Below are 19799 nucleotides of genomic sequence, written 5' to 3' on the forward strand. Positions count from 1 at the left end.
GCGATGACCGTACCCAGATGGCACAAGAAGTTGGCCGCAGCCGGCCTGGTCCTCGGACTCGTGGCGATCGTCGCCGTTGCTCTCACCATGTTCTCGGGTGGGTTCACCAAGAGCACGCCCATCACCGTGACGTCCACGCGTGCCGGCCTCGTCATGGAACCCAATGCCAAGGTGAAGTTGCGCGGAGTGCAGGTCGGCCGCGTCGAGTCGATCTCCCTCGTCGGGGACCAGGCAAACCTGAAGTTGGCGATGGACCCGGGCCAGATGTCGAAGATTCCGTCGAATGCCCGGGTGGAGATCAAGACCACCACGGTGTTCGGTGCGAAGTACGTCAACATCGTGATCCCCGACGATCCGTCGACCCAGCCGATCCAGGAGGGTGCTGTCATCGCTTCGGACAGCGTCACCGTCGAGTTCAACAGTGTCTTCGAACATCTTTCGGACGTACTCGCGAAGATCGAACCGGAAAAGCTCAACGCCACACTCGGCGCGATCTCCACCGCACTCAACGGGCGCGGCGAGTCGCTGGGTGAGGTTCTCGAGCTCGGTGACACCTATCTGAAGAAGATGAATCCGGTTCTACCGCAGCTCCAGGAAGACTTGGTCGGCGCCGCCGATGTCACCAATCTGTACGCCGACGTGGCACCGGATCTGATGCGCATCCTCGACAATGCCACCGCGACAAGCGGATCGATCGTGGCCGAGCAGGCAAACCTCGACTTGCTGTTACTCAACGTCACCGGCCTCGCGGACACCGGCAACGCGTTGTTGACCGACAACGAGCAGAACCTGACCACCGCCCTCGACACTCTGACCGCGACGACGACCCTGCTCGACAAGTACTCGTCGGGTCTGACGTGCTTCATCGTCGGATTGAACGACGGTCGGATCAAGTTCGAGCCACTGGCAGGCACCGGGGACAAAGCGGCGCTGATGCTGAGTGCGAGCTTCATGTACGGCGCCGAGGCGTACCAGAATCCGCAATCTCTCCCCAAGGTCGCGGCCTCCGGCGGACCCAATTGTTATGGTCTGCCCGAATTCGATCCGAAGGTCGACGGGCATGCACCGTTCGCAGTCACCAACACCGGCAACGTGCCCTTCGTTCCCAACACCGAACTGCGCGTTACCGTGCCGACCATTTTCCAGTATCTCTTCGGTGACTCCTACGAGCAGGAAGACGGGAAGTGATGAGACCGACCACGGTCAAGCTGCTGATTTTCACCGTCGTCATGGCGGTCATCTTCGCCGGACTGGCGATCGTCTTCAGTCAGGTGCGCTTCAGCAGCAGCAACGGATTTCACGCCACCTTCTCGGACGTCTCGGGACTCAAGTCCGGCGACAAGGTCCGCATCGCCGGTGTTCCGGTCGGGTCGGTCACCGGAGTGTCCATCGGTGACTCCAACCAGGCCGAGGTCGAGTTCGACGTCGATACCAAGTACTCACTGATGAAGAGCACCAAAGCGACTGTGCGCTACGAGAACCTGGTGGGCGACCGCTACATGGAACTGCTCGAGGGCGCTGGTTCCACCGAGACGCTTTCGTCAGGTGGATCGATTCCAGTCGACCAGACGTCGCCCGCGCTCGATCTGGATCTGCTGCTCGGCGGATTCAAGCCGCTGCTTCGTTCGCTCGACCCGCAGCAGGTCAACGACCTCTCCGGGGCACTGCTGCAGGTACTCCAGGGCCAGGGCGGAACGCTGGTTTCGTTGCTGGGAAACACCAGTTCGTTCACCAGCACGTTGGCGGACCGAGACCAGCTGATCGGGGACGTCATCACCAATCTCAACGACGTACTCGGCACCATCAACGACAAGGGCGATCAGTTCTCTACCACGATCGATCAGCTCCAGCAGTTGGTCAGTGGATTGGCGAAGGACAGTGGCCCGATCGGCAACTCGATCACCGAGATCGCCGGTGCCACGGGAGATCTCGCGTCGTTGCTGCAGGCGACACGTCCGGACATCCAGACGCTGATCGGGGAGACCAACCGAACGATGACGCAGCTGGACCTGGGCAAGGACGACATCAACACCGCTCTCGATCGTCTGCCGTCCGACTACCGGAAGCTGATCCGAGTGGGCACGTACGGAGCGTTCTTCCAGTTCTATCTGTGCGCCAACACTTTCAAGTTCTCCGGACCTGACGGGACGACGATCATCTTGCCCACGGCAGTTCAGGACACGGGAAGGTGCGCAAAAGTCTCATGACCCCTACCCGTGAACGTAATCCGGTACAGATCGGTGTCATCGGTCTCGTCCTGGCGGTGGCAACCGTCGGTGCCGCGCTTCAATACGATCAACTCCAGTTCATCAACGGTGGCATTCGCTACTCGGCGTACTTCCAAGATGCCGGCGGCCTGGTCACCGGCGACGACGTGACCATGGCCGGCGTGAAGGTCGGCAAGGTCAGCGACGTCGAACTCGACGACCAGAAGGTGTTGGTCACCTTCACCGTTCAGGACGGCGTCGCCCTGGGCGAGCAGACAGCGGCCGATATCAAGACCAACACGGTTCTCGGCCGAAAGTCTTTAGCGGTGCGGCCGGAAGGATCCGGACTGCTGCGGACGGACACGCCGATTCCGGTCGAACGCACCAACTCCCCGTACTCGCTCAACGACGCTCTGGGTGACCTCGGGACAACGGTGTCCGAACTCGACACGGAACAGATCAACGATTCGCTCAACGCGATCTCGGACACCCTGGCCGATACTCCGCCAGAACTTCGCACCGCATTGGACGGAATGACGCGGCTTTCGCAGAGTATCAACTCACGCGACGAGAGCCTGCTCCAATTGCTCTCGCGGGCCGAAGATGTCACCAAGATCCTTTCCGACAGAAGCGGTCAGATCGATTCGTTGCTGGTCGACGGCAACAAGTTGTTTGCCGAACTGAGCTTGCGGCGTGACGCGATCAGCGAACTGATCGTCAACACCGGCGCAGTCTCACGTCAACTGTCAGCGCTGGTGCAGGAGAACGAGGCTCAGATGGGGCCGACCCTCGAGAAGCTGAATTCGGTCGCCGAGGTTCTCCAGCAGAACAAGGACAACATCGCGGGAGCGCTCGACGGACTCGGACCGTACATCACCGCGCTCGGTGAGACCGTGGCCAGCGGCCCGTTCTTCGACGCCTTCATCATCAACATTCTGCCGAGCAACTGGTGGAAGACCCTGGTGGACACCAGCGTCGCGCCCGAGCAGGTTCCGGGCGACCTGGAAGACTTCTTCCCCGGTATTCCACCGACGATCAGGGGGCCGGGAGAATGACCGAGACCATGACTTCACAGGATTCACAGGGCTCCACCAACCCACGCAAGAAGTGGGTGCTGATCGGAGCGGGTGTGCTGGTCGCGCTGCTCGTGGCGGGTGCGGCCTACCTCTTCATCCCTGGCCTGGGCAAGACCAAGATCTCTGCGCACTTCGTCTCGACCACCGGTCTCTACGAGGGCGATGTCGTGCGAGTGCTCGGTGTCAACGTCGGCAAGGTGACGAAGATCGAACCGCGTGATCGGGACACGTACGTCGAGATGAAGATCGACTCGAGCGTCGACGTTCCGGCAGATGCCAAGGCGCTCATCGTTGCTCAAAGCCTCGTGTCCGCACGCTTCGTGCAATTGACCCCCGTGTACTCCGGCGGGGAACAGATGCCCAACGGCGGCGAGATCCCGATCGAGCGCACCGCCGTTCCGGTGGAGTGGGACGAGATCAAGACCGAACTGACCAAACTGTCGGACGCACTCGGACCGGAGGGTCTGGACGATCAGGGTTCCCTCGGTCGATTCATCGACACCGTGGGAACGAACCTCGACGGTAACGGTGAGTCGATTCGGTCGACGCTGCGCGAACTCTCGGCCACGATGCACACGCTGTCCGAAGGCCGGACCGATTTGTTCTCCACCATTCGGAACCTGCAGGCATTTGTCACTGCGTTGTCCTCGAGTAACGAGCAGATCGTGCAGTTCAGCGGTCACCTCGCTTCGGTGACAAGCGTTCTCGCAAGCAGCTCCGACGAGTTGGGTACCGCCCTCAGTGATCTCGACCTGGCCGTCGGCGACGTCCAGCGGTTCGTCAAGGACAACAGCGAGGGACTGAGCGAATCGGTTGCGCGTCTCGCCGATGCCACTCAGGTACTGACTGACAAGCGCCCGGAGATCGAGCAGGTTCTGCACTCCGGACCGACGTCGCTTGCCAACTTCTATCAGATCTACAAGCCGGCTCAGGGCAGTATGACCGGCGCAATTGCACTGAGTAACTTCAAGAATCCGATCCAGTGGATCTGTGGTTCCATCGAAGGTATCGAGAGTGGTAACTCCCAGAACAGTGCCGACCTGTGTAAGCAGTACCTCGGGCCGGTGCTCAGCACGATGATCGGCAACTACCCCGGATTCCTGTTCAACCCGGTCGCGGGCGTGCAGGCTTTCCCGGATCAGATCGTCTACACCGAACCGGGATTGGAAGCGGCAAGTCAGAATCAGCCGGAAACCGTCGCAGGACCGATGTCGGGTGCTCCCATGACGAGTGTTCCCAAGGATCTCGCCGAACTCTTCAACATGGGCGGAGGGAACTGATGCGGGTAGCTCGCAAGACCACGGTTGCCGTGTTGGCCACGGCAGTGGCACTCGGCGCCAGCGGTTGTGAATGGAACGGTCTCAACTCGGTGCCGATGCCAGGCACTCAAGGCCGGGGCGAAGGCGCATACGAGGTTCAGATCGAGATGCCGAACGTGACTACACTGTCGCAGAATTCGCCCGTCCGGGTGGATGACGTGGCAGTGGGAAGCGTTTCGAACATCGAGGTTCAAGGCTGGCACGCTCTGGTGACGGTGTCGCTGAATCCCGAGGTTCAGTTGCCGGCCAACGCGACGGCAAAAATCGGTCAGACCAGCTTGCTCGGCTCTCAGCACATCGAGTTGGCGCCGCCGGTAGGGGAGGAGCCCGAGGGCCGACTCGAAGCCGGTGACCTGATTCCGATCGAGCGGGCGGGCGCTTACCCGACGACGGAACAGACGCTGTCGTCGCTGTCGGTTGTTCTCAACGGCGGCGGTCTCGCTCAGGTTCAGGACATCACGAAGGAACTCAACGCCGCTCTCGGTGGGCGTGAAGATTCCGTTCGAGACCTCCTGCCTCAGCTCGATCAGCTGGTCGGAAGTCTGGACAAGCAACGAGGCGACATCGTTTCGGCGATGGAAGGACTCGATCGACTGTCCTCGACCGTCCAGGCCCAGCACGACACCTTGAACAAAGCGCTCGAAGGTATTCCGCCGGCACTCGAGATTCTTGTCGCTCAGCGTCAGGACATAACCAACGCGTTGACCTCACTCGGTGGTCTCAGCGAGGTGGCGAGCCGTGTCATCCAGGAGAGCGGCGACGATTTCGCGACCAACGTTCGGGCTCTTTCGCCGACTCTGAAGGCCTTGGCGGATTCGGGTAACGCTCTCACTCAGGTTCTCGGAGTCCTCTTGACGTTCCCGTTCCCACAGAACGGAATCGACAACGTCATTCGCGGTGACTACGCCAACCTGGCCATGACCATCGACATCTCGCTGCCCCGGCTGGACGCGAACTTCCTCACCGGAACTCCGTTGGCCGGAACGCTCTCCGGACCGGAAGGCGTGTTGGGTAAGCAGGCTGGGCTGGCCGGACAGACAGGCAACCCGTTGAGCGATCCGCTCAAGCCTGCCGCACCGCCGGCCCAAGCTCCCGCCGGACAGGCTCCCGCTGCGCAGGCCCCGGCAGCGGATCCGAATACCATTCAGATTCCGGGACTTCCGCCGATCAACATTCCAGGACTTCCTCAGGGGGCACCGGCACCATGATGCTCACAAAGTTCGTCCGTATCCAGCTCACCATCTTCGCCGTCTTGACGGTCGTCGGTTTGATCGTGATGGCCACTCAGTACGTGCGTGTTCCCGCTATGGTCGGTATCGGCCGATACGACGTCACCGTCGAATTGCCCGCCACCGGTGGGCTGTACAAGAACTCGAACGTCACCTACCGCGGTCAGACCATCGGCGTCGTGAACGCGGTGGAGTTGTCGGAAACGGGCGTGAATGCGCGTCTGTCTCTCGAGAGCGGCGTCAAGGTGCCCTCGGACGTCGACGCTGCGGTCAAGAGTGTGTCGGCGATCGGCGAGCAGTTCGTCGATCTGATTCCGCACACCGACAGCTCCGGAGCGATCGTGGTCGACGGGCATCTGGAAAACGGATCGGTGATTCCCGAAGACCGAACCAGCATTCCCCAGGATGTCGGCGCGATGCTCGATCAGGCAGATCTGTTGCTGCAGAGCATTTCCGACACCAAGCTCAAGACCGTCATCGACGAATCCTTCAAGGCGTTCAACGGTGCCGGCCCGGATCTGCAGAAGCTGATCGACTCGGCTCGGCTGTTCGTCGAAGAGGCGAACAACAACTCCGACGCGACCAAGACCCTGATCGAGCAGGCCGGTCCACTCCTGGACACCCAGGTGGTCAGCAGCGACGCCATCCGTTCCTGGACAAGCAATCTGGTGACGTTCACCGACCAGCTCCGCGCCAGCGACCCTGATCTGCGTGCCGTCATCCAGAAGGGTCCGGCCGCAGCGGCGGAGGCGAATGCTCTTCTGCAAGACATGCAGCCGACATTGCCGATTCTTCTGGCGAACCTCGTGTCCGTCGGACAGGTCGGCGTGATCTACAACAACGCGATCGAGCAGATTCTGGTCATCTACCCGCCGCTGGCCGCGGCGCTGGTCACGGTGGCAGGCTCCGGCCCGGCTGCGGATGGTGCACTGGTGGACTTCCACATGGAGGTCAACGACCCGCCGCCGTGCACTACAGGATTCCTGCCCGCAGAGCAGTGGCGCAGTCCGAAGGACGAATCACCGATCGAGACGCCGTCGGATCTCTTCTGTCAGGTTGCCCAGGATTCGCCGATCGCCGTGCGCGGCGCGAGAAACCTTCCCTGCGAGGAGTATCCGGGACGTCGTGCGCCGACGGTCGAACAGTGCCGTTCCGGCTACGTACCGATGGGCACGAACCCGCAATCCGGGCCTCCGGAACCGATTACCGCGACCCCGAGCTCGTACACGTCGACGCCTTCGGTCTCGGCTCGTCGGTACGATCCGATTACAGGCACGTACATCGGGCCGGACGGAAGGACGTACTCGCAACCGAACCTCGGTGGCGGCGACGTCAGTCTCGAACAGTTCATGAAGGGTCAGCAGGGTTGATGACAGACGAAGATCCACAGGCCGGGCAGCGGGTGCGCCGTCGCGCGTCTCGCAGCGCCGGACCCACGGGTGCGGATGCAGACGCTGCCGCGGTAGTAGTGCCCACCGAAAAGAAGTCGGCCGAGCAGAAGCCAGCCGAGCAGAAGCCGGCCGAGCAGAAGTCAGCTGAGCAGAAGGCGGCGGCGCCAGTTGCTTTGGGCAAGCCCGATACTCCACCTGAGAAGGTCGTCAGCGGTGATCAGGTCGCGACCAAGGCTGAGCCGACCGGTACCGCCGAAACCCCCGCAGAAACATCTGTGGACACCCCTGTTCGTTCGAAGCCCAAGGCCGGGTTGGTAGTCGGGATCGCCATTGCTTCGGTGATCGCTGTTGCTCTTGCGGCCCTGACGGTGTTTCTTCTCGTCGACCGGAACAAGGCGTCCAATGCCGACGAGGACCGAGCCCGCTACGTGGCCGGTGCCCGGACCACCGCACTGAATCTGACGACACTGCACGCGGATACAGCGGCTGCCGACCTCGACAAGTTTCTCGCCGGCACCACCGACGAGTTCAAGTCGCAGTTCGACGGACGCAAGGATTCGTTCGTCAACGTCCTCGGGCAGGCCGGAGTTCAAACCGACGGCGAGGTGCTCGAAGCCGGGTTCGAGAAGTCGGACGGTGATTGCGGGACTTCTCTTGTCGCGGTGCGCGCGATGCAGAAGAACGGCGACGAAGCGCCCGCCGAACGCAACTACCGACTCCGAATCACCATGTGCGACGTCGACGGGCAGTTGCTTGCCTCGAATGTGGAGTTTGTGCCATGACCCCAGAAGTGAACCCCGAGACGTCCAAGCAAGTTTCGCCGAAGCCGAAGCGCGCCTCACCGCTCGCCATCATCCTGTGCGTCATCAGTGCAGTGGCCATCGCGTTGGCGGCAGTGTCGGCGTATCTCTACTTCGGTCCGGACGGAACGCGTGACACCGCAGCGATCGATCAGACCAGAGACGAAGTGGCACAGGCCTCTTCCGATCAGGCGGTAGCGATGTTCCAGTACGACTACAACAACGTCGACCAGCAGTTGCATGCAGCCACAGACGGTTTGACGGGCGATTTTCAAGGCACGTTCACCAATCTGATCGAATCGGTGATCATTCCGGGAGCCAAGGAAAAGTCGCTGACCGTTCAGGTCGTCGTCCAGGGCGCCGCGGTTCTCGACGCGGAGGCGGACAGTGCGACGACGATGCTGTTCCTCAATCAGATCACCACGTCTTCGGAATCGCCCGAAGCCGTTGCCAGTGGCAGTCGCGTGAAGATGAGTCTGGAGAAGCAGGACGGACGTTGGCTCGTGAACAACGTCCAACCCTTCTGATCAAACACACGAAGGCTGGAGCCGGGTACGAAAGAGGCTGGGGCCGCGGAGATTCACTCTCCGCGGCCCCAGCCTTTGTGCACTGTCCTCAGTGGTCTTGTGCTTCGGCCGGGGCGATCAGCGCCGGGCCTGCGGCACCGCCGTGTGCGAGCGCGTCGAGGAACGAGCGCGCCCAGCGGTCGACGTCGTGCGTCAGGACCTGACGACGTAGCGCACGCATGTGGCGCCGGCCGTCCTCGCGCGGTTGATTGAGGGCCTTCTCCATCGAATCCTTGACGTCGTCGAGGTCGTGAGGATTGCACAGGAATGCCTGGCGGAGTTCTGCTGCGGCACCGGTGAATTCGCTGAGCAGCAATGCACCACCCAGATCACTGCGGCAGGCGACGTATTCCTTCGCGACGAGGTTCATGCCGTCACGCAGCGGCGTGACGAGCATGAGATCGGCGGCGACGAAGAACGCGACCAGTTCGTCGCGTGGGATCGGCCGATGGATGTAATGGACGACGGGGCGGCCGACTTCGCTGAACTCGCCGTTGATCCGGGAGACCTTCTGCTCGATGTCTCCGCGCATCTGTACGTAGCTTTCGACGCGTTCGCGGCTCGGGGTCGCCAGCTGCACCATGACGGTGTCGGCGGGATCGATGCGCTTCTCCATGAGAAGTTCGTGGAGCGCAGCGAGCCTGACGTCGATGCCTTTGGTGTAGTCGAGGCGGTCGACGCCCAGCATGATGTGCTTGGGGTTTCCGAGTTCTTTGCGAATCTGCTTGGCGCGGTCTCGAATTGCCTTGGTGCGCGAGAGCTCGTCGAGCTTGCCGGAGTCGATGGAGATAGGGAAGGCGCCGACGCGGACGCTACGGAAACCTACTTGCACCACACCGAGTTTGGAGCGGACGCCGACGGTTCCGCGTGAAGTCTGTTGCCCGGCAAGGCGTCTGGCCAGGTACAGGAAGTTCTGTGCGCCACCCGGAAGGTGGAAGCCGATGAGGTCGGCGCCGAGGAGGCCTTCGACGATCTCGGTGCGCCACGGCATCTGCATGAACAGCTCGACCGGGGGAAACGGAATGTGCAGGAAGAAGCCGATGGTCAGGTCGGGGCGCAGCATCCGCAGCATCTTCGGTACCAACTGCAGCTGGTAGTCCTGGATCCAGACTGTCGCGCCCTGTGCCGCTGCCTTGGAGGTGGCTTCGGCGAATCGCCGGTTCACCTCGACGTAGGCGTTCCACCATTCGCGGTGGTACTCGGGTTTGACGATGACGTCGTGATAGAGCGGCCAGAGGGTGGCGTTGGAGAATCCCTCGTAGTACTCGTTGATCTCCTCGGCGCTCAGCGGCACGGGGTAGAGCTCGAGTCCGTCTTCGACGATGGGGTCGAGCTCGGCGTCCGCCACCCCCGCCCAGCCCACCCACGCGCCCTGATTGCTGCGCAGGATCGGCTCGAGAGCGGTGACCAGTCCGCCGGGGCTTCGCTTCCAGCGGGTGGTGCCGTCGGGAAGCCGTTCCAAGTCGACGGGCAGGCGGTTCGCTACGACAACGAACTCAGCCTGCCCGGACACGGCTTCACCGGTCGAAGAAGCAGGTGCGCTGTCAGAAAGGGTTGAACTGGTCGAATCCGGACTGACAGGCACGTGGTTCCTTCTCGGTCGGTGAGGGAAAGATTCAGTCGAGCTTGGCGGCGGGGGAGATACCGAGCATCGAGAGCAGCATCCTGCACTCGTCGGCATCTTCCGCGTAGGCAGCGACGACGCGCTGTGCCTGACGAGCAGTTTCGTCCGCTACGGGCTCGAGGTCCTCGTCCGCGATCTCGGTTTCGACGGTCGTGTTCTCAGCCATCATGTTCCTCTCGTGCTTGCCTGCACGGCGCAAGCAATGGTTCTTACTCGCGACTCTATGAGAACTGGGCGTGTCGACGCTAGTTGCTCATGTATTAGGGTCGACTTACTTATCTCTGTACTCAACTTTATCGCTTCCATCGATGCTTGGAGTTCCATGAGTTCGACCCCCTCGAGTGTGACCGTCGACTCGGACGAGCCGGATAGTGGCAATCACAGCGGTGCTGCGATTTTGCGACGTGTCCTCGTCCGTAACCGTGGCCCGCTCGCCATCGGCACGGTTCTGGTCTGTCTGCACCAACTGACCGAGACGGCGGTGCCGATCTCCATCGGTGTGATCATCGACCGTGCGGTGGAGACTTCGGACACCACGGCCCTGATCGTCTCCATCGTCGGTCTCGCGGCTCTCTTTCTCGTTCTGACGGCCGCCTGGCGCTTCGGCGCACGCTTCATCGTCACCGCGATGCAGCAGGAGGCTCATCGCCTCCGGCTCGAGGTGGCGCACCGCGTCCTCGATCCGCGTGGGGTGCGCACCGATCTGCGTTCGGGTGAATTGCTGACAGTCTCGACATCCGATGCCGAGCAGACTTCGTGGATCGCGGACATCGTCCCGCGCGCCGCTGCGGCCCTGACAGCTGCGGTGGCGTCGGCGGTGGCGTTGGTGTGGATCGACCTCTGGCTGGGGCTGGCCGTTCTGATCGGAACGCCGGTCATTCTCGGTCTGCTGCAATTGGCGGCGCCTCTCATCACGTCGAGGGCCACCGGTCAGCAGGCGTCGATCGCTCGGGCGTCGGCGATGGCTACGGATCTGGTCAGCGGATTGCGTCCGCTGCGCGGTATCGGCGGTGAGAAGACCGCGTCGGCGCGCTACCGCACGGTCAGCCGTCAAGCGCTCGCATCGACGATCGGCACGGCCAAGGCGACCGGTATCTACACCGGCGTTGCCGCGACCATCAGTGCGTTGCTCGCGGTCGGTGTTGCGGGCTTCGCAGGATACTTCGCGTTGCAGGGCCGGATCACGGTCGGTGAACTGATCACCGTGGTGGGGCTTGCGCAGTTCATCATCGAACCGCTCGGATTGCTTGCGTCCATTCCCGGATACTTCGCGGTGGCGCGGGCGTCGTCGGATCGACTGGCACTGGTCTTGGACGCGGAGCCACTGCGTGGCGCGGGTTCGCAGACCGAACTCGAAGGCACCGACCTGACTCTCGACAGAGTCGAGTACAAGTCACTCAAGGGCATCGACCTGCATCTGCCTGCCGGAGAACTGCTGGGCGTCGTGGCTTACCAGCCGCAGGACGCCGACGCTCTTGTCGCGGTCCTGTCCGGTCAGCTGGCGCAGGACGCGTATCGCGGAGTGGTGAGGGTTGGCGGAATCAGCCTGTCCGACATGGACTTGCGATTGGCACGTCGGACGGTGCTGGTGGAGCCGCACATCACCGATCTGTTCTCCGGGTCGCTTGCGTCGAACGTCACCGCGGGCGCCGGTGATGGCGCTGCTCTCGACATCCAGAGTGCTCTCGTGGCGTCGGCAGCGGCGGATGTCGTCGACGCACATCCGGACGGTCTCGACCTCGAAGTGACCGATCGGGGCGCCAGTTTGTCGGGAGGCCAGCGGCAACGCGTCGCCCTCGCGCGCGCCCTGGTGGCACAGGCACCCGTGATGGTCCTGCACGATCCGACGACGGCGGTGGACGCGGTGACCGAGGCGTCGATCGCCGAAGGAATCGCACAACTGCGGCACGAGGGTGCCGGTGGCATCCACACGACGGTATTGATCACCAGCAGCCCAGCCTTGCTGGCCGTGACGGATCGAGTGATCGTGTTGAACGACGGAGTGATCGCCTCGATCGGCACACATTCCGAACTCTCTCGCGGCGACGCGAACTACCGAGGAGCGGTGCTGCGGTGACGGCCACGGACATGACAACCAAAATGCCGGCCGGGGAGAACGCCGAGAAGGTGACAGAGCGCGAGTTGTTGCCGATCGCGAGTGGTCGCCAGACCTGGAAGTGGTTGCGGGCGGCGCTGACCGAACACCGGATGCAGAGCCTGCTGGTCCTGATCGTCGCGGCTTCGGCGTCGGCGATGGCCTTGGTGCCGATTTACGTCTTCGGCGTCCTGGTCGACCGGGTCCGGGACAACGCGCCCACGTCGACGATCGTCGGGGTGGTCGTGATCATCGCCGCTGCCGCAATCGTGGGCGGTGTGTTCACCGGTGTGGCTGCCTATCTGATCAAGCGGCTCGGTGAGACGATCCTGGCGGATCTGCGAGAGCGGACCGTGGACCGGGCACTGCGACTGCCGATCCAGACCGTCGAGAAGGTCGGCAAGGGCGATCTGCTCTCGCGTGTCGGCGACGACGTGTCGGTGATCGCCAAGGCCGTGGCCGACGTGGTTCCCGGCATGATCGCGGCGGTTCTGCTCGTGGCTCTGAGCATGGTGACCATGCTCGGACTCGACTGGCGACTCGGTCTGGCCGGAATGGTCGCGCTGCCGATGTACGCGCTGGCGCTCAAGTGGTACCTGCCACGCTCGGCTCCTGTTTACGCAGCCGAGCGGGTAGCGATGGGCGCTCGTTCACAAGCGCTGATCAGCAGTCTCCAGGGTGCGAAGACGGTCCGCGCGTACAGCCTCGAGAAGGAACACCTCGGGCAGATCGATGCGGCGTCGGCAAAAGCGCGCGATCTGGCAGTCGGAGTGTTCGGCCTGTTCACGAGGTTCGCCGGTCGAGGTAACCGCGCCGAATTCGTGGGCCTGTCCATGATTCTCGTCGTCGGATTCCTGCTGGTCCGTGAGGACGTCGTGACAGTCGGCCAGACGACGACTGCTGCCCTGCTGTTCCACCGCCTGTTCAACCCGATCGGCTCACTGCTCTACACCTTCGACGAAGTGCAGTCGGCCGGCGCCAGCCTCGCGCGACTGGTCGGCGTCGTCGAGATCGAGGAAACGGAGCCTTCGACGGATGCAGGTTCCGTTCCGGCCGACGGTTCGCTGCGTCTGGATGACATTCGGCACAGCTACGACGGTGGTCATGAGGTTCTCCACGGAGTGAGCCTCACACTGCGAGCGGGGGAGCGCGTGGCGCTCGTCGGTTCGACCGGAGCCGGAAAGACGACGCTCGCGGCGATCGCTGCCGGTTCGATCACTCCGACGTCGGGCCGGGTGTCGATCGGCGGTGTCCCGCTTGCCGACCTCGACGACCTACGACGCCACATCGCGATCGTGAGTCAGGAGGTCCATGTCTTTGCCGGACCCCTGATCGAGGATCTGAGATTGGCGGCTCCCGAATCCTCGGACGAGGACGTTGCCGCGGCACTGCGGACGGTCGGCGCGTACGAGTGGGTGGAGGCTCTCGACGAGGGAATGCTGACCGTAGTCGGCGAAGGCGGGCACGAGATGACGGCGGCGCAGGCGCAGCAGTTGGCTTTGGCGAGACTGGTGTTGGCCGATCCCGCCGTCGCCGTACTGGACGAGGCAACAGCGGAGGCGGGCAGCGCCGGAGCGCGGGAACTGGAAGCGACTGCCGACGCCGCTACGGAGGGCCGCACCACTCTGGTTGTCGCACACCGGCTTACCCAGGCCGCGGGCGCCGACCGAGTGATCGTGCTCGAACACGGACAGATCGTAGAAGAAGGCCCGCACCGCGAACTGGTGTCCGCGGGCGGGCGTTACGCACAACTGTGGGCGGCCTGGGAAGGTCGCGACTGAGGGGTTTGTACTGGGTTTTGTACTGAGGGGGTCTGATCCGGCGATCAGGTGAGGTACCCGCCGCCGTGGGGGAAGAACTCGGCGGCGGTGTACTCGCTGCCGTCGTCGAGTCGGACGCGCTCGATCCGCAGTCCCTTGTTCTTGCCCGACCACGCGTCGGGGCCCGCGACGATCACCATGCCGTCGTCTTCCTGGATGAACACTCGGCCGGGGGTTCCGCCGTAGTGCCCGCGTGAGACGGACGCCTTCAGGATGCGGATGCGCTGGCCCTTGAACTCGGCGAAAGCGTTGGGGTACGGATCGGACTGTGCCCGGACGAAACGCTCGATGACCTCGGCGGGCCAGGACCAGTCGACGTGGCTGTCCTGCGGTGCGCGCTTGTGGAAGAACGTGGCCTGCGATCGGTCCTGCGGCGTCCAGTCGGTACGGCCGGACGCGATCAGATCCAGGGCGTCGAGTGTGATGGGGCCGATCATGTCGATCGTGCGGTGGAACAGATCGGTGACGGTGTCGGTCGGGCCGACCGTCGTCGAACGCTGCAGCACGATGTCGCCCGCATCGAGTTCCTCGTCCATCAGGTGCGCCGTGAGCCCGACTTCTTCTTCGCCGTTGATCAGAGCCCAGATGAGCGGGGAGAATCCCGTGTACTTGGGCAGCAGCGAATCGTGGATGTTGAGGGTGCCGTACTTGGGTGCGTCGAAGACCTCCGCAGGCAACCAGGTACGCCAGTTGTTGGCGACGATGATGTCGGGAGCTGCTTCGGCCAGCGCGGCTTTGAAGGCGTCGTCAGGCTTGTTCGCCACGTGAACGGGTACACCGTTCTCGGCCGCCAGATCTGCAACCGAGTCCGCCCACATCTGTTCGTAGACGTGTTCGCTCTTCGGGTGTGTGATTGCCAGCACGACCTCGTGATCGGAGTCGATCAAGGCCTGCAGGGTACGGTGGCCCCAGGTTTGGTATCCGAGCGTAGCGACTCTCAACGGGGGTCCTCCTGGACGAGCATGGGCTGGGGTTGCGGTCACACGACCGCCCATCAGCTTAGGCTATCCAACCAAAATTGTTGATCACACGTACGAGGAGGAAGGCTGACATGACGGTCGCCACAATCAACGGAATCCCCATCAATTACCAGGTCAAGGGTGATGGAGATCTGGTGGTGCTCATCATGGGGACCGGCAGCCCCGGCCGCGTCTGGGATCTGCACCAGACCCCGGCACTAGTGGCCGCAGGCTACCGAGTCTGCACGTTCGACAACCGCGGAATCGCACCGTCCGGCGAGAGCCTCGGCGGCATCACGATGCCCGACATGGTCGCAGACACCGCCGGACTGATCGAGCACCTCGGTGGCGGTCCGGCCCATGTCATCGGAACCTCGATGGGCGCCCGGGTGGCGCAGGAACTGACGCTCGCCAGGCCCGATCTGGTTCGCAAAGCAGTGTTCCTCGCCGGTCACGCCCGGATGGATCATTTCCAGCAGGTCCTGACCGAGGGTGAGCGCCAGTTGTTCGACAGTGGCGTCGCTCTGCCGGCCAAGTACCGTGCCGCAGTGACCGCGGTGATGAACCTTTCGCCGGCCACGCTGGCAGACGATCACTCGGCGCGCGACTGGATGGATATCTTCGAGTTCACCGGCGGCGCAACGTCACCGGGTGTTCGCGCACAGCTCGGTATGGACCGCGCCTTCGATCGACGGGGTGCGTACAAGTCGATCATGCGCCCGTGCCTGTCCGTCGCTTTCGCCGACGACCGCATGATCCCGCCCTACCTCTCCCGCGAGGTGGCGGACTGCATCGCTACGGCGTCGTACGAAGAGATTCCCGACGCCGGGCACTACGGCTACCTCGAGCGTCCGGAGGCCGTGAACAAGGTGCTGATCGACTTCCTGGCGAAGTAGTTCTTTCGCACGCGAGAAAGGGCCTGACCTGCTAACTGCAGGTCAGGCCCTTCTCATGTTTCAGGCCAGTGCCAGGAACAGCTTCTCGAGTTCGGCCTCGGTCATCGGTTCCTGACCTTCCGCGCTGCCACCGCTCAGGCATTCACGCAGCCCGGAAGCGACGATCTTGAACCCTGCTCGGTCCAGCGCCTTGGACACGGCGGCGAGTTGCGTGACGACGTCCTTGCAGTCGCGGCCGTTCTCGATCATCGAGATGACCCCGGCAAGTTGGCCGTGGGCACGACGCAGTCTGTTCAATACGAGCGCAATGCTCTCTTCGTCGCCGGTCATGGTGGCCCCTTCTCGAGTGTTCGTGCTGCGGTCAAGGGTACCCCTGGGGGCATGTCACTGCTTGATTCAGTGTTTGATCCGGCTGCGGTGTCAGATCAACGAGTCGACGGCCGCGCGCAACTTGACGGCTGCGTCGGCCGCCACGGACTCCAGGCCGGGTTCGCCGGAAACCTGAACCATGAGAGCAGGATTCATCGCTTCGACGAAGAACGAATTCTCGGTAGTCGTATCTTCGCGGACGACGACGTTGCACGGCAGCAGGAGGCCGATCTGACGATCCACCGAAACTGCCCGATGGGCCAACGGCGGGTTACAGGCACCCAGGATCAGGTACTTTTCCATGTCCTCGTCCAGCTTCGCCTTGAGTGTTGCCTGCATGTCGATCTCGGTCAGGATGCCGAAGCCCTGCTCGGCGAGAGCGCCACGCGTGCGGGTGACGACGTCGTCGAAGGTTCCGGTGACCTTGGTTGCGATCGCTATCGGTTCTGTGGGTGTTGTCATTGCGCACTCCTCGTCGTGGGCTGTCACTGTCGCCGGCTTTGATTTCTCTTGTCCCCATCATACCCCTGGGGGTATCAGTAGGACAGTGATGTCGGGTACACGATCAGCCATGCGAGAAGCTGATGTTCGGCAGGACGCGACGCAGCCATGCCGGCGCCCACCAGGCTGCCCGGCCGGTGAGGCGTAGGAGAACGGGCAGCAGCACCAAGCGGACGAGCACTGCGTCCAGGAGCACAGCTACGCCGAGGATGATGCCCATCTCCTTGGGCGGCAGCGGATCTGCGAGCGCAAAAGTGAAGAAGACCGCAACCATCACCGCTGCTGCCGCCGCAATGACCCGACCCGAATGCGCGAGGCCGTCGATGTGTGCGATCTCGGGGTCACCTGTGCGTTCGTAGTGCTCCTTGGCACTCGAAAGCAGGAACACGGTGTAGTCCATCGCGATCGCAAAGATCATGGCGAAGAAGAAGACCGGACCCCACCCGTTGAGAAACCCCTGGGGATCGAAGCCGAGCAGGCCTGCTCCGTGACCGTCCTGGAAGATCAGCTTCGCGATTCCGAATGCGGCCCCAGTGGACAGCAGGCTGACCAGCGTGCCGATCAAGGCGATCAAAGGCGCCTGGAGGGCGATCAGCAGCAACAGGAATCCGAGCGTCAGAATCACGACCACGACGATGGGAAGGTAGTCGTCGAGTGCCTGCTGAAGGTCGAGATTTTCGGCCGGAGCGCCGCCGACGAGCGCCGATTCCGGCAGTTGCGACCGAAGGTCGGCAAGGATGGTTTCCATCGCAGGATCTGACGGGTCGACGGTGGGAACTGCTTGCAGCATAACAAGATCGGACCCGTCGGCAGCTTGTTGCGCTGGGGTGACCATGGCCACGCCGTCAACGCTCATGGCAATTCGTGAGGTGTCGGCTGCATCGTCGGCGGACGTGACGATCTGCAACATCCCCGGGGCGCCGTCCCCGAATTGCTGCTGCACCAGTTCATAGCCCTGGCGAACCGGGTCGTCCTCGGGAACCACGGCGATGGAGGGCATTGCCACCTTCAGTCCGAAGACCGGAACAACGAGTGCGATCAGGATGAGTAAGGCGCCGAAGCCGAATGGCCACGGGTGCTTGTGCAGCAATGATGCCCAACCTGCGAACATCGGGGAGCGGTGCTGCTGGCGCTTTGCATACGGTAGAGAACCGCCGTTGACCTTCGCGCCGATCCTGCCGAGCACGGCAGGCAACAGGGTGAGTGTTGCGGCGAGAACGAAGATCACAGCGAGCATGATTCCGACAGCCATCGTGCGTACGGCCGGGGCTGGAACGATGAGAACCGCAGACAAACTGACCAGAACTGTGAGGCCGGAAAGGACCACAGCCTTGCCGGCGGTGTCCATGGTTTGAGCCACGGCGGCCCTTGGATCCGGATCGGCTCGCAATGCATCCCGGAACCTGGCGACGAGGAAGAGTGCGTAGTCGATGCCCAGCGCGAGAGCGAACATCATCGCGAAGTTCATGGCCCACACGGAAATCGGCGTGATCTCGTTGAGGATTACAAGCCCGCCCGCCGAAGCGACCAGGCCCGCAAGCGTCAGCAGTAGTGGTAGACCCGCGGCAACCAGGGAGCCGAAGGCCAACACCATGATCGCGAGAGTGACGGGCCACGACATCATTTCGGCTTTGATCATGGCTTCGTGATTGGCCTTGTTGAAATCGCTCCACAACGCCGACGCACCCGTCGGGTACACCTCGATCGTGTCGGTGGACAAGCCCGTGAGCTTCTTGCCGAGTTCGTCTACCGCGCTGACCATCTCGTCGGTACTCGCGTTGGCGCCCGCGACCATGATGCCGGTATGTCCGTCCGGGCTGATGGTCATACCGGGCTGCGGGGCGATCACTTCGCCGAAGCGAGGGTCCGCGGAAAAGATTTCCGTTGCCGCGGCCAGGGTTTGCTGCATCGACGGATCCGTGATGGGTAGAGAATCCGAGTGAACGACCACTTGTACTGCGGCGGAGGAATTTCCACCGAAATGCTGCTCGGCCAACTCGCGAACTTGCACGGATTCGGATCCGTTTGCCTGCCAACCCGCGCCGGCCAGGGAGGTGAAGACGCTGGGTGCTGCGGCGCCGAGTGCGATCAACGCGATCAACCAGACGCCGACGACGAGGTGGGTGTGAGTCGCCATCGATCGACCGAGACGCGCAAGTATGCCGTCGGCTCGGGTGGGTGGGTCCGCGGTGACTGTTCTGGTCGCTGACATCTTCACTCCTGATACGGGTGGGGGTATTCCTGTCCGTCACCTGTATACCCCCAGGGGTATCGATCTGTCACATTCGAGGGTTCTCTATGCTGCTGGGGGCACCGTCCGATCTGAAACGGTGAAACGGATATGGGAGAGCAATCATGGACGCACGCGACTGGGACGAGCGATACCGAGCGGTGACGGAGCCATGGGGAGTCGACCCGGCGGGAACCGTCGCAACAAGAATTTCCGATCTGAGACCGGGCACCGCGATCGATCTGGCCTGCGGCGACGGCCGTCACGCGCGGTGGATGGCTGGGCAAGGTTGGTCGGTGACTGCGGTCGACTACTCGTCGGTGGCGATCGATCTGGCACGGGCGAGTGACGGGGACAAGGCTGTCGACTGGCAGGTCGGCGACGCGACCGAGTGGCAGCCGGAAGGGCTGGTCGACCTAGTGTTGGTCAGCTTTCTTCACCTCGAGGTCGACCATCTGGCCGCAACCTTGAATCGCGTCGGGGAGTGGCTGACGCCCGGCGGACGGGTCCTCTATTTGGGGCATTCCATCGAGAACTTCCATCGTGGTGTGGGCGGTCCACCCGAACCGACCATTCTGCCCGGTATTTCCGATCTCGCTCGCGCTGCGGAGGGATCGAGGGTCTATGCCCTCGAACATGTCGTTCGGCCGCAAGACGGTAAGACAGCAATTGACGTTTTGCTCGAATTCGGTCCGTGGGAACAGGTCTGACAAGGGC

18 protein-coding genes are annotated in these 19799 nt (G+C 62.8%); 12 read left to right on the top strand and 6 right to left on the bottom strand.

The genetic code is table 11. The features are described from left to right. The first annotated feature begins 3 nt into the window (after positions 1-3). From QM609_RS09660 to QM609_RS09695, 8 genes are read left to right on the top strand one after another with little or no spacing between them, the layout of a single operon-like run. Positions 4-1188 carry an MCE family protein gene (locus tag QM609_RS09660; RefSeq protein ID WP_003945815.1) on the top strand — a complete coding sequence of 395 codons (1185 nt, stop codon included), beginning with the start codon at positions 4-6 and terminating at the stop codon, positions 1186-1188. Next, a complete protein-coding gene (locus QM609_RS09665) occupies positions 1188-2207 on the top strand; it encodes an MCE family protein (RefSeq protein WP_054188084.1) in 1020 nt (339 codons plus the stop codon). Before QM609_RS09660 ends, QM609_RS09665 begins: the two co-directional genes overlap by 1 nt. After that, on the top strand, positions 2204-3262 hold the full coding sequence (locus tag QM609_RS09670; RefSeq protein WP_003945728.1) for an MCE family protein: 1059 nt from the start codon (positions 2204-2206) through the stop codon (positions 3260-3262). The genes QM609_RS09665 and QM609_RS09670 overlap by 4 nt, the downstream gene beginning before the upstream one ends. Further along, a complete protein-coding gene (locus tag QM609_RS09675) occupies positions 3259-4563 on the top strand; it encodes an MCE family protein (RefSeq protein WP_083471212.1) in 1305 nt (434 codons plus the stop codon). The genes QM609_RS09670 and QM609_RS09675 overlap by 4 nt, the downstream gene beginning before the upstream one ends. Then, entirely contained in the window at positions 4563-5810 is a 1248-nt protein-coding gene (locus QM609_RS09680; RefSeq protein ID WP_007734342.1) for an MCE family protein, read from the top strand. Before QM609_RS09675 ends, QM609_RS09680 begins: the two co-directional genes overlap by 1 nt. Then, positions 5807-7201, top strand: coding sequence for an MCE family protein (locus tag QM609_RS09685; protein WP_019747002.1), 1395 nt, complete (start codon positions 5807-5809; stop codon positions 7199-7201). Before QM609_RS09680 ends, QM609_RS09685 begins: the two co-directional genes overlap by 4 nt. Continuing rightward, positions 7201-8004, top strand: a complete 804-nt coding sequence (locus QM609_RS09690) for an Rv1363c family protein (RefSeq protein ID WP_083471213.1) — start codon at positions 7201-7203, stop codon at positions 8002-8004. The genes QM609_RS09685 and QM609_RS09690 overlap by 1 nt, the downstream gene beginning before the upstream one ends. Further along, a complete protein-coding gene (locus QM609_RS09695; RefSeq protein ID WP_007734345.1) occupies positions 8001-8549 on the top strand; it encodes a hypothetical protein in 549 nt (182 codons plus the stop codon). The genes QM609_RS09690 and QM609_RS09695 overlap by 4 nt, the downstream gene beginning before the upstream one ends. 88 nt (positions 8550-8637) lie before the next feature. On the opposite strand, the gene QM609_RS09700 is transcribed toward QM609_RS09695, so the two are convergent. Both QM609_RS09700 and QM609_RS09705 read right to left on the bottom strand, forming a co-directional pair. Further along, the gene (locus tag QM609_RS09700) at positions 8638-10101 is read right to left on the bottom strand and encodes an alpha,alpha-trehalose-phosphate synthase (UDP-forming) (protein WP_085989962.1); all 1464 of its coding nucleotides are present in this window, start codon (positions 10099-10101) and stop codon (positions 8638-8640) included. A 103-nt stretch (positions 10102-10204) separates the two neighbouring features. After that, positions 10205-10378 (bottom strand): hypothetical protein, encoded by a 174-nt coding sequence (locus QM609_RS09705; protein WP_164490548.1) that lies wholly within the window; start codon positions 10376-10378, stop codon positions 10205-10207. A 156-nt stretch (positions 10379-10534) separates the two neighbouring features. Here QM609_RS09705 and QM609_RS09710 point away from each other — a divergent pair, with 156 nt between their 5' ends. Continuing rightward, positions 10535-12289: an ABC transporter ATP-binding protein gene (locus tag QM609_RS09710; RefSeq protein ID WP_083471214.1), complete on the top strand. Its 1755-nt coding sequence runs from the start codon at positions 10535-10537 to the stop codon at positions 12287-12289. Positions 12290-12300: 11 nt separating this feature from the next. After that, a complete protein-coding gene (locus QM609_RS09715; RefSeq protein WP_257216403.1) occupies positions 12301-14088 on the top strand; it encodes an ABC transporter ATP-binding protein in 1788 nt (595 codons plus the stop codon). A gap of 44 nt (positions 14089-14132) precedes the next feature. Here the strand turns inward: QM609_RS09715 and QM609_RS09720 are convergent, their stop codons facing one another. Next, positions 14133-15068, bottom strand: coding sequence for a methionyl-tRNA formyltransferase (locus QM609_RS09720; protein ID WP_007734348.1), 936 nt, complete (start codon positions 15066-15068; stop codon positions 14133-14135). A gap of 110 nt (positions 15069-15178) precedes the next feature. On the opposite strand from QM609_RS09720, the gene QM609_RS09725 reads away from it, so the two are divergent. Further along, positions 15179-15982, top strand: a complete 804-nt coding sequence (locus QM609_RS09725) for an alpha/beta fold hydrolase (protein ID WP_003945829.1) — start codon at positions 15179-15181, stop codon at positions 15980-15982. 60 nt (positions 15983-16042) lie between these two features. On the opposite strand, the gene QM609_RS09730 is transcribed toward QM609_RS09725, so the two are convergent. The 3 genes from QM609_RS09730 to QM609_RS09740 all read right to left on the bottom strand — a co-directional run bounded on the left by QM609_RS09730 (position 16043) and on the right by QM609_RS09740 (position 19064). Beyond that, complete coding sequence (locus QM609_RS09730; RefSeq protein WP_054188085.1) at positions 16043-16312, bottom strand: metal-sensitive transcriptional regulator; 270 nt, start codon at positions 16310-16312, stop codon at positions 16043-16045. A gap of 90 nt (positions 16313-16402) precedes the next feature. Beyond that, a complete protein-coding gene (locus QM609_RS09735; RefSeq protein WP_003945447.1) occupies positions 16403-16813 on the bottom strand; it encodes a DUF302 domain-containing protein in 411 nt (136 codons plus the stop codon). Positions 16814-16916: 103 nt separating this feature from the next. Beyond that, positions 16917-19064, bottom strand: coding sequence for an MMPL family transporter (locus tag QM609_RS09740; RefSeq protein WP_076948584.1), 2148 nt, complete (start codon positions 19062-19064; stop codon positions 16917-16919). Positions 19065-19207: 143 nt separating this feature from the next. Between QM609_RS09740 and QM609_RS09745 the strand changes: the two genes are divergently transcribed. Then, positions 19208-19792 (top strand): class I SAM-dependent methyltransferase, encoded by a 585-nt coding sequence (locus QM609_RS09745; RefSeq protein WP_054188087.1) that lies wholly within the window; start codon positions 19208-19210, stop codon positions 19790-19792. Positions 19793-19799: the final 7 nt, after the last annotated feature.

Origin of the sequence: Rhodococcus sp. IEGM 1302 (assembly GCF_030056935.1) — a bacterium.
Taxonomy (GTDB): Bacteria; Actinomycetota; Actinomycetes; order Mycobacteriales; family Mycobacteriaceae; genus Rhodococcus_F; species Rhodococcus_F qingshengii.

Coding starts and splice junctions, on each gene's coding strand:
- QM609_RS09660 (WP_003945815.1), top strand. CDS start 4: ATGACCGTACCCAGATGGCACAAGAAGTTGGCCGCAGCCGGCCTGGTC.
- QM609_RS09665 (WP_054188084.1), top strand. CDS start 1,188: ATGAGACCGACCACGGTCAAGCTGCTGATTTTCACCGTCGTCATGGCG.
- QM609_RS09670 (WP_003945728.1), top strand. CDS start 2,204: ATGACCCCTACCCGTGAACGTAATCCGGTACAGATCGGTGTCATCGGT.
- QM609_RS09675 (WP_083471212.1), top strand. CDS start 3,259: ATGACCGAGACCATGACTTCACAGGATTCACAGGGCTCCACCAACCCA.
- QM609_RS09680 (WP_007734342.1), top strand. CDS start 4,563: ATGCGGGTAGCTCGCAAGACCACGGTTGCCGTGTTGGCCACGGCAGTG.
- QM609_RS09685 (WP_019747002.1), top strand. CDS start 5,807: ATGATGCTCACAAAGTTCGTCCGTATCCAGCTCACCATCTTCGCCGTC.
- QM609_RS09690 (WP_083471213.1), top strand. CDS start 7,201: ATGACAGACGAAGATCCACAGGCCGGGCAGCGGGTGCGCCGTCGCGCG.
- QM609_RS09695 (WP_007734345.1), top strand. CDS start 8,001: ATGACCCCAGAAGTGAACCCCGAGACGTCCAAGCAAGTTTCGCCGAAG.
- QM609_RS09705 (WP_164490548.1), bottom strand. CDS start 10,378: ATGGCTGAGAACACGACCGTCGAAACCGAGATCGCGGACGAGGACCTC.
- QM609_RS09710 (WP_083471214.1), top strand. CDS start 10,535: ATGAGTTCGACCCCCTCGAGTGTGACCGTCGACTCGGACGAGCCGGAT.
- QM609_RS09715 (WP_257216403.1), top strand. CDS start 12,301: ATGACAACCAAAATGCCGGCCGGGGAGAACGCCGAGAAGGTGACAGAG.
- QM609_RS09725 (WP_003945829.1), top strand. CDS start 15,179: ATGACGGTCGCCACAATCAACGGAATCCCCATCAATTACCAGGTCAAG.
- QM609_RS09730 (WP_054188085.1), bottom strand. CDS start 16,312: ATGACCGGCGACGAAGAGAGCATTGCGCTCGTATTGAACAGACTGCGT.
- QM609_RS09735 (WP_003945447.1), bottom strand. CDS start 16,813: ATGACAACACCCACAGAACCGATAGCGATCGCAACCAAGGTCACCGGA.
- QM609_RS09740 (WP_076948584.1), bottom strand. CDS start 19,064: ATGTCAGCGACCAGAACAGTCACCGCGGACCCACCCACCCGAGCCGAC.
- QM609_RS09745 (WP_054188087.1), top strand. CDS start 19,208: ATGGACGCACGCGACTGGGACGAGCGATACCGAGCGGTGACGGAGCCA.